Below are 9,886 nucleotides of genomic sequence, written 5' to 3'. Positions count from 1 at the left end.
GTACTGTCGTTGCCGTAGGTAAAACCTTTGCTTCCTCTCAGCTCTGTTCGTGTTGTGGATACCAAAACAAAGAGGTTAAAGATCTTAACTTGCGACAATGGAAGTGTCCTTCTTGTCATAGTGAATGGGACAGGGATGTAAACGCAAGTTTGAATATTCTTGCCGAAGGCAAAAGACTACTATCTGCATAATCGCAGTAACCGCAGGAACTGCGGGGATAGCTTGGTGGTACATCATGTACTAATTCTGCCCAGTAGAGCGGACTACCCAAGAATCTCGTGGCTTTAGCCATGAGAGGTTCAATATGTATATTCCAGTATGTATTCGGTCAAAATGGAGAAGAAAAATTTTTGCAATACAGGTCTTGCAAAATGGAAACAAAGTGGATATTATAATAATTGTGTTAGCACTCAAAGCTAACGAGTGCTAATAAGTAATTTAAATTTGTTACAGGGAGGTTGTTTTCAGTGTTAAAGCCATTAGGTGATCGTGTCATTATTGAACCTATCGCAAAAGAAGAAACGACTGCTAGCGGGATCGTATTACCGGAGACTGCTAAAGAAAAGCCGCAAGAAGGTAAAGTTATTGCTGTAGGCAGCGGTCGCATTGAAAATGGGGAGCGCATTGCTCTTGAAGTTCAAGAAGGCAGCAAGGTTATTTACTCTAAGTATGCCGGAACTGAAGTAAAATATGGCGACAAAGAACTTCTGATTATGCGCGAAAGCGATATTCTCGCGATTGTCGACTAATCACTGAGAACTGCAAATATACGAACATTTATTATAAACACTAGGTTTAAAAAATTCATTCCTATATAGGAGGGCGAAATACAAGATGGCTAAAGAAATTCGTTTTAGCGAAGAAGCTCGCCGCGCTATGCTTCGCGGTGTAGATACACTTGCAGATGCGGTAAAAGTAACCCTTGGACCTAAAGGCCGTAATGTTGTATTAGAAAAAAAATTCGGCTCACCGCTTATCACCAATGACGGTGTAACGATTGCAAAAGAAATTGAACTCGAAGATGCATTCGAGAACATGGGTGCGCAACTTGTTAAAGAAGTAGCTACTAAAACAAATGACGTAGCCGGTGACGGTACGACAACAGCTACTGTCCTTGCTCAGGCGATGATTCGTGAAGGTTTGAAAAACGTAACTGCCGGTGCTAACCCTATGGTTATGCGCAAAGGGATTGACAAAGCTGTTCGCAAAGCGGTTGAAGAAATCCATGCGATTTCCAAGCCGATTGAAGGCAAAGAATCCATCGCTCAAGTAGCTGCTATCTCCGCAGCTGACGATGAAATCGGCCAATTAATCGCGGAAGCTATGGAGAAGGTAGGAAAAGACGGCGTTATCACGGTTGAAGAGTCCAAAGGATTCACAACTGAGCTTGACGTTGTGGAAGGTATGCAGTTCGACCGTGGATATGCATCTCCTTATATGATTACGGATACAGATAAAATGGAAGCTGTTCTTGACAATCCTTTCATTCTTATCACTGACAAGAAAATCAGCAGCATTCAAGAAATGCTTCCTGTCCTTGAAAAAGTGGTTCAACAGGGTAAACCGCTTCTTATCATTGCTGAAGATGTGGAAGGCGAAGCGCTTGCTACTCTTGTTGTAAATAAACTCCGTGGAACATTCAATGCAGTAGCTGTAAAAGCTCCTGGATTCGGTGACCGCCGCAAAGCAATGCTCGAAGACATCGCTGCATTAACAGGCGGCCAGGTAATCACAGAAGACCTCGGTCTTGACCTGAAATCTGCAAGTCTGCAGCAGCTTGGCCAGGCTGGTAAAGTCGTTGTAACGAAAGAAAACACAACGATTGTTGAAGGTGCCGGGGATAAAGCGAACATCGATGCCCGCATCAACCAAATCCGCTCTAACATCGAAACCACAACTTCGGATTTTGATAAAGAAAAGCTTCAAGAGCGTCTTGCTAAGTTAGCTGGCGGTGTGGCTGTTATTAAAGTAGGGGCAGCTACTGAAACAGAATTGAAAGAGAAAAAACTCCGCATTGAAGATGCTCTTAACGCAACTCGCGCAGCGGTTGAAGAGGGTATCGTTTCCGGTGGTGGTACTGCTCTTGTCAATGTATACAATGCTGTGGCAGGCCTTCAAGTTGAAGGCGACGAAGCAACAGGCGTTCGCCTTGTGCTCCGCGCGCTCGAAGAACCGGTACGTCAAATCGCAGCAAACGCAGGCCTCGAAGGTTCTGTTATCGTTGAGCGCCTGAAAAAAGAATCAGTAGGCGTTGGTTTCAATGCAGCTACTGAAAAATGGGTGAACATGATCGAAGCAGGTATTGTTGACCCTGCTAAAGTAACACGTTCTGCTCTGCAAAACGCAGCATCCGTAGCAGCTATGTTCCTCACTACAGAAGCCGTAGTTGCTGACAAACCTGAAAAAGATAAACCGGCTATGCCTGACATGGGCGGAATGGGCGGCATGGGAATGATGTAATCCCATCCGGCCCGATTCCACCAGAACCTGTTCGGGTGTCGGGAAAGAGTTCCTCAGATGTTCTGAGGAACTCTTTTTTTTCCGTTAAAGAAAGTATATGTTGCTTTACAGTGTTAAAGCAACATATACTTTCCTCCATGGGTCACCTGAGAAAAACTCGCGGGAGTGTGCCGAACGTTGCTTTTTCGATGTGGAGCGTGTGGCCGGAAGGTCGATTCGCATCTTCTCCTTGACTTTCCCTTCACTTCTGGTAAACTAATTTTCGTCACAATTGAACATTTTTCGACCTCGTATAATATCAGGAATTGGCCTGAAAGTTTCTACCGGACGACCGTAAATTGTCCGACTACGGGATCAGAACCTATATATGTATAGCTACTATGCCAGGATTCTGCTTCCCTATTTTTTTGGAAGCAGAGTCCTGGCTTATTTGATTTTTATAGGGAAGATTGGTAAACAATGAGAAGGATATGAAAAGAGGGGGATTACATCATAATGGACAAGCCGAATGAATTGATTGTCGTATTGGATTTTGGCGGTCAATACAACCAGCTTATTGCACGCCGCGTTCGGGATTTGGGTGTGTTCAGCGAGCTTATGCCTTATAATACACCGGTTGAAAAACTAAAAGAGTTAAATCCGAAAGGAATTATTTTCTCCGGCGGACCGGCCAGTGTTTATGAAGAAAATGCCCCGCATTGTGATACGCGCATTTATGAGATAGGGGTACCGATCCTGGGTATTTGTTACGGCATGCAACTTATGTCCCATCACCTCAAAGGAAAGGTAGAACGGGCAAACGTTCGTGAATACGGAAAATCTGAAATTTCCATTCATAATCGAACGCCGTTTTTCCATGGACTTGATGATGCGGAAACCGTATGGATGAGCCATACGGATAAAGTTATTGAAGTTCCGGAAGGGTTCCGGATTGACGCGAGCAATGAGGCCTGTCCTGTGGCAGCCATCAGCCACCCGGGGAGAAACTTCTATGGGGTTCAGTTCCATCCGGAAGTGCGCCATTCGGTCCGCGGGAATGAAATGCTGAAAAATTTCCTCTTCCATATTTGTGAATGCGAAGGTAACTGGTCGATGGAAAACTATATTGACATGATGATCGATGAAATTCGAACTACTGTAGGGGACAAGAAAGTGCTTTGCGCTTTAAGCGGCGGCGTCGATTCATCGGTTGTCGCGGTGTTGGTTCATAAGGCCATCGGGGATCAGTTAACCTGTATGTTTGTTGACCATGGACTCCTACGCAAGGGCGAAGCGGAGAGCGTAATGGAAATCTTCGGGGAAAAATTCCATATGAACGTGATTAAAATTGACGCGAAACAACGCTTCCTGGGCAAGCTTAACGGCGTGTCCGATCCGGAGAAAAAGCGTAAAATCATCGGAAACGAATTTATCTATATATTTGAGGAAGAAGCAGGCAAGCTAAAAGATATGGATTTCCTCGCGCAGGGAACACTTTATACAGATATTATCGAAAGTGGAACGGCAACTGCGCAGACGATTAAATCCCATCACAACGTCGGCGGCCTGCCAGAAGATATGAAACTTATATTGATTGAGCCGCTCAATAAACTATTTAAGGACGAAGTTCGTAAGGTTGGGGAAGAACTCGGCCTGCCGCGCGATATTGTGTGGCGCCAGCCGTTCCCGGGTCCAGGGCTTGGTATTCGCGTACTCGGAGAAGTTACAGAAGATAAGCTTGAAATTGTTCGGGAATCTGATTACATCTTACGCGATGAAATAAAGAAAGCAGGCCTTGAACAGGAAATCTGGCAGTACTTCACTGTTCTTCCCGACGTGCGAAGCGTTGGCGTGATGGGCGATGAGCGGACATACGATTACACGATTGGAATCCGTGCGGTCACTTCGATCGATGGTATGACAGCCGATTGGGCGCGCATTCCGTATGATGTACTCGAAAAGATTTCTGTGCGTATTGTAAATGAAGTCCCGCATGTAAACCGTGTGGTATATGACATTACCTCCAAGCCGCCGGCTACGATTGAGTGGGAATAAAACGAACCGAACGTTATCTGAAATCAGCAGGTAAAAAATTTTAACAAGAAGGGGATTATATGGACAGGTTGTTTCGCTTACGAGAAAACCATACGAATGCAAGAACTGAAATTCTTGCCGGCATTACTACATTTATTGCAATGGCCTATATTTTAATTGTCAACCCGCTGACCTTAACAGCAGGCGGTGCAACCGGCATGAACTTCAATGCAGTATTTATCGCGACTGCACTTGGGGCCGGCCTTGTTACCATGGCCATGGGTTTCTTTGTCAATTACCCGATTGCACTGGCACCGGGAATGGGACTTAACGCGTATTTTGCTGCTGTGGTTATGAGCTCACATGGTGCTATTACATGGCAGATAGGATTAGCCTCTGTCTTTATCTCAGGTATCATTTTTATCATTTTAACCATTACAAAAATCAGACAGATTTTGCTTGAAGCCGTACCGGAATCGATTCGCCATGCAATTACGGTAGGAATTGGCCTTTTTATTACCATTATCGGATTCAAAAATAGCGGACTTTTAACCGCAATGTATATTGGAAAAGACCCGGCTAAGCCTTTCACGGCATTTGGTTCCAACGACTGGCTGCTGCAGCTGGGCAATTTTGTTGAGAACAAAGCGGTTCTTTTAACCATTATTGGTTTACTTATCATCGGTATCCTGATGGTTATGCGTGTGCAAGCTGCGATTCTTATCGGGATTATTCTGACGACCATTATTGGAATACCGATGGGTGTAACAAATCTTGCATCCCTTCACAATGCGCACTGGATCCCACAATTCGGGGATATGACGGTCGGCCATCTTAACTTCGCCGGAGCCTTACACGCCGGTTTGTTAACGATTGTTTTTACCTTTACCTTTGTTGAGTTGTTTGACACGTTCGGCACGTTAACCGGGACCGCCGCAAAGGCGGGATTGCTGGATAAGCCGGATGCAAAAAAGAAAATCGGGCAAGCGATGCTTGTTGACGCCGGTGGGGTTAGCCTTGGAGCACTCCTTGGCACAAGTACGATTACCGCGTTTGTGGAAAGTGCAGCCGGTGTTGCACAGGGTGGACGGACCGGGTTAACGTCAGTGACAACAGGGATTTTATTCGTGCTTTCCCTTTTCCTTGCTCCACTTGCTCTCATTGTTCCCGGTGAAGCTACAGCTCCCGCGCTTATTATTGTTGGGGTACTCATGATGGGTGCGGTTCGTGGAATCGAGTGGGATAACATGGTTTATGCTATTCCTGCTTTCCTGACGATTATTATGATGCCTCTGACGTATTCCATCGCCAACGGGATTTCCGCCGGGATTATTTTCTTTGTCGTGCTGGCTACCGCTAACAATTTCGCGGGCGGAAAAAATAAGGTGCATTGGATGATGTGGATACTTGCTGTCCTTATCCTATTGCGGTTTATGTTTATTGATCTCAATGTATAAAGTTCTGGCGAAAGCAATGAAGACACCATTAAATCAGATGGTGTCTTATTTCTTTTTTGAGCAGGTACATGTAATTGAGGCCTCGCACCGGCGCCCGCAGCTTGGCGCTAACCACGTTTTCCTTATACTTATATAGGGCATGATTCTTATTTGCCGGTTGCGCATTAGGTACATAAAACCATATAATTAAATATTAATAGACATCCATGCCGCTAACGCAGCACCCAACAGATGATGAAATAATGCTATTTCAAGATAGAGTAGATATACAAAGAAAGACATAAATAAAAGGGATGATCGTGATACATGTGGATAAGGAGCAGGTTATGGTTGTTGTTGTTCGCAAGTTTAATCAGCCCTGTTGTATTAAGCATTTTGTTTGCCATTTCATGCAATCTGCTGCCGATAAGCAAATTAGTTGAAACGGTCATGTATCCAGTGCAAATTGTTCTGCTTCTTTTTGTAATCGTTGTATACGGTTTATTTTTTATTTATCGTTTTGAACAGTTCCTTTACGAACTGGATGCGCAGGAGGAGATAGACCGGGGACACTATGCCCTTCGCTGGCTGTCACGCGGTTTTATTTGTTGGAACGCGATGTTCTTTGTGGGGATTGCTTTGTCGCTTTCTTTTCAGCTCTTTCACGCCTATAATTTAGAAATTTACTCGTTTCTCACGTGTATCGGTGTAGTGATGACTACGTATTCCCCTTTCTACTTCGGGATTTTGGTTCAAATACATAAATACTTATATAAACAGGGGTCGGCCGTGTATATCGACCTGGCCACCTGGTCCCGCAGCGCAGCGATTTCCGTTGTCTTTGCGCTGACGGGTGTGTTTATTACCACTACGCTTTTTGTCTATATTATTTCAAAAACATTCGGAAATCATATTACCCTTTATGATGTATTTCACCGCGCCGGGATCGTTAGCATTATCATCGGCGTTCCGTTAATTATGCTCATTGTCACGATTCGGCGTTTTTATTTCGGGGAGATAAAACGAAAGCAGGAACAGCTTCGTTCCCTTCATACACTTTCGGAGAAACTCTACGGGAATTTAGAAATGGACGGTTCTTTTTTAAAGGATGTCGTGTCGACGGTAAAGGAAGTCATCGGAGCCAAATACGCGGCTCTTGCTCTTTTCGACGAAAGCCACCGGATTGAACGGTTTATCCCTGTAGGGTGGGAAGGGGAAGAGGGCATGTCTTTTCCGCAGGGGAAGGGGCTACTCGACCATATCTATACACAATCGGTACGGACGCACTCGATAAGCCATCATCCGGATTCGGCAGGTTTTCCGCCAGGCCACCCTGTTATGGAATCATTTCTCGGTGTCCCCATTGTAAGCAACGGACAGTCTATAGGCAGTTTTTATTTAACTGAGAAGGCGGGGGCGGTCAGATTTACCCCCGAAGATGAAGAGATGGTGACTATTTTTAGCCGTTCGCTCGCTGTTGCAATCGAAAACAGCCGCTATGTCAAAGAACTTAAAAAAGAAAGAAAAGCTGCTCAGGAAGCTGCGGTGTTAAAGAGTCAAATCCTTTCTACAATGAGTCACGAGTTGCGAACGCCGCTTAACGCTATCATTGGATATTCCGATATTATAATAGAAAACCTGCAGGGAAATTTCCCGGAAAAACAACGAATGAACCTTCAGCGCATTAGAGAAAGTGGGAAACATTTGCTCACCTTAATCAACAACATTCTTAATCTGTCAAAGATAGAGTCCGGGCATATGCGGGTGAATGTACAACGCGTGTGTCTTCATTCGTTATTACAATTTTGTCTATATAATACTTCTCATCTTCTGCAGAATAAACCTGTCACACTTTCGGTTGAAGGGGATGATCGGCTTGTTATTTTAAGTGATGAGCAGAAGCTTCAGCAGATCATTATGAATCTCATTTCGAATGCCGTGAAGTTTACAGAGGAGGGTTTCATCACTATTCGTGTGGCGAATGACAATGATTCTCTTTCCCTTAAAATAATAGACACGGGAATTGGAATCCCGCCGGAAGACCTGGACACCATATTTCAGCCTTTCAAACAGTTGGACGGCTCCTTGTCTCGTAAATACAGCGGAACAGGGCTTGGTCTTTCTATCGTGCAAAGCCTTGTTCATATATTAGGCGGGAGCCTCGAAGTTGAGAGTGAAGTCGGAAAAGGGACATGTTTTACTGTCAAACTACCGGCGGAAATAGAAGCAGCAACTTTTCCACAAGCAAAGCAGGACATGGAGGAGGCTTAATATGAATGTGTTTTCTGTACCGTTTAAGTTAACGTTGGAGCAGCCGAACGTAGAGCAATCGACCATACTGCTTGTGGATGATGAGGCGTTTAATTTAGATATTCTCGACCAAATGCTTTCAGTTAAAAACTACAGGACACTAAGCGCTTCAACAGGAATAGAAGCGCTTAGTATACTTGAAGATGAGGAGGTCGACCTTGTTCTGCTTGATATCATGATGCCGGGAATGAACGGTTATGAAGTGCTGCAGGAAATTAAGAAGAATAAAGCCAGATTTCTTCCGGTTATTATCGTTACCGCACTCGATGATAAGGAAGATAAAATTCGTGCTCTTGAAGGCGGGAGCGACGACTTTCTAAATAAACCGATTGATAAATACGAACTGTACGCCCGGGTAAGCACGCTTTTGCGAACGAGGCACTACTACAAACAGCTGGCTTTTGCGAACCAGAGGCTGGAAGAAGAAGTGAAGCGCAGAACCATTGCCCTGCAGAATACCCTCTCTGAGCTGCAAAAGGTTAATGAGAAGCTTTCCTATAGCCATTATGAAATTGTGCAGCACCTGTCTTCTGCCGCTGAATTTAAAGACCCCGAAACGGCGGCGCACATTCAGCGAATCAGTCATTACTCCGGCGTGCTGACCCGTTCGATGGGCCTTTCTAAGGAAGACATTGAGTTGATGATTGGAGCCAGCCCCATGCACGATATCGGGAAGATCGGTGTACCCGATCACATTTTGCTTAAACCGGGAAAATTAACCCCGGAAGAGTTTGAAAAGATGAAGGAGCATACGACCATTGGCTATAAAATATTGTGTGGTTCTGAATCGCCGCTCCTCCGGCTGGCGAGTGAAATTGCGATTTCACACCACGAGAAATTTGACGGATCCGGCTATCCCAACGGACTGGCCGGAGAGGATATTCCGTTAAGCGGCAGAATTGTGGCAGTAGCCGATGTATTCGATGCCCTCACAAGCCGCAGGCCATACAAGGAGGCCTTCCCCAATGAAGTAGCTTTAGACATCATTTGCAAGGGACGGGGCAGCCATTTTGACCCGAAAATAGTGGATGTGTTCTTGAAATCGTTGCCTGAAATCCTGGATATTCAAAAGCAATGCCGTGATTAGTCGAACGTAAACCCTTAGTGGCGGTGGGCAATGGAATGGACTGTTTTATTTTTTGCGAGGTTTCCCCTTATAGGGAAGTATCCAGTGTGCGTGCTTCTCTTCCGTTTAGGGATCGGCCCAAACCATCTGGATAGCTCAAAGATGGAGACAGTTGGGCCTAAAAGCGTTCCCAAACTCCAGAGAAGCACTGGGTAGCGGGAAAAAAGCAATAAATTATAAAACCCTTTCTAGAGGGTGTTTTTTACGTTGGTTGAATAGAAAACTCACAGCTGAGGCTAAAAGCGAATGTTTATCCTGCAAATAACATCAATGTTCGGAAATGACATTGACATCCATTAAGGTGTCTTGTTAAACTAAAGTTGAAAATAAACGACTAAGTTGTAACACCGTAGCAGTGGAAAGCGGGTCTAGGGTTCCACGGCATTTTTGCCGGACGGTCCGAGCGATCCGGGTGTGCGCATCGTGCGTTCACTACACCGTAGGGATAAAAGCCCAGGCGGTAGGTTTCTCACGCCTGTCAAGGGGGAATCTACCGTTTGGGCTTTTTTACCGTTAAAGAAAGTATATGTTGCTTTACAGT

Annotated in this window: 7 protein-coding genes and 1 riboswitch; all 7 genes read left to right on the top strand. The window is 45.0% G+C overall.

The window, feature by feature from the left end; genetic code table 11:
* Positions 1–191 (top strand): zinc ribbon domain-containing protein (locus H525_RS26705; RefSeq protein ID WP_155837436.1); only part of this gene is annotated, 191 nt, incomplete at its 5' end.
* Between the two features lie 276 nt (positions 192–467).
* The gene (gene groES, locus H525_RS0118795) at positions 468–749 is read left to right on the top strand and encodes a co-chaperone GroES (RefSeq protein WP_027417448.1); all 282 of its coding nucleotides are present in this window, start codon (positions 468–470) and stop codon (positions 747–749) included.
* Between the two features lie 85 nt (positions 750–834).
* On the top strand, positions 835–2,460 hold the full coding sequence (gene groL, locus H525_RS0118790; RefSeq protein WP_027417447.1) for a chaperonin GroEL: 1,626 nt from the start codon (positions 835–837) through the stop codon (positions 2,458–2,460).
* Between the two features lie 268 nt (positions 2,461–2,728).
* Positions 2,729–2,829: riboswitch (purine riboswitch) on the top strand.
* A gap of 126 nt (positions 2,830–2,955) precedes the next feature.
* Complete coding sequence (guaA, locus tag H525_RS0118785) at positions 2,956–4,494, top strand: glutamine-hydrolyzing GMP synthase (protein WP_027417446.1); 1,539 nt, start codon at positions 2,956–2,958, stop codon at positions 4,492–4,494.
* Positions 4,495–4,553: 59 nt separating this feature from the next.
* Positions 4,554–5,930 carry an NCS2 family permease gene (locus H525_RS0118780; RefSeq protein ID WP_027417445.1) on the top strand — a complete coding sequence of 459 codons (1,377 nt, stop codon included), beginning with the start codon at positions 4,554–4,556 and terminating at the stop codon, positions 5,928–5,930.
* A gap of 330 nt (positions 5,931–6,260) precedes the next feature.
* Complete coding sequence (locus H525_RS25825; protein WP_027417444.1) at positions 6,261–8,180, top strand: GAF domain-containing sensor histidine kinase; 1,920 nt, start codon at positions 6,261–6,263, stop codon at positions 8,178–8,180.
* Between the two features lies 1 nt (position 8,181).
* On the top strand, positions 8,182–9,306 hold the full coding sequence (locus H525_RS0118770) for a response regulator (protein WP_081413501.1): 1,125 nt from the start codon (positions 8,182–8,184) through the stop codon (positions 9,304–9,306).
* Positions 9,307–9,886 lie beyond the last annotated feature (580 nt).

It is taken from the genome of Aneurinibacillus terranovensis DSM 18919 (assembly GCF_000430625.1).
Lineage (GTDB): Bacteria > Bacillota > Bacilli > Aneurinibacillales > Aneurinibacillaceae > Aneurinibacillus_B > Aneurinibacillus_B terranovensis.
The sequence above is the reverse complement of the archived record's forward strand: the minus strand, read 5'-3'. Positions and strand labels throughout refer to the sequence as shown.

What these genes read in the sequence shown, in the direction of transcription:
- H525_RS0118770 (WP_081413501.1), top strand. Translation starts at nt 8,182, where the DNA reads ATGAATGTGTTTTCTGTACCGTTTAAGTTAACGTTGGAGCAGCCGAAC.
- groL (WP_027417447.1), top strand. Translation starts at nt 835, where the DNA reads ATGGCTAAAGAAATTCGTTTTAGCGAAGAAGCTCGCCGCGCTATGCTT.
- H525_RS0118780 (WP_027417445.1), top strand. Translation starts at nt 4,554, where the DNA reads ATGGACAGGTTGTTTCGCTTACGAGAAAACCATACGAATGCAAGAACT.
- guaA (WP_027417446.1), top strand. Translation starts at nt 2,956, where the DNA reads ATGGACAAGCCGAATGAATTGATTGTCGTATTGGATTTTGGCGGTCAA.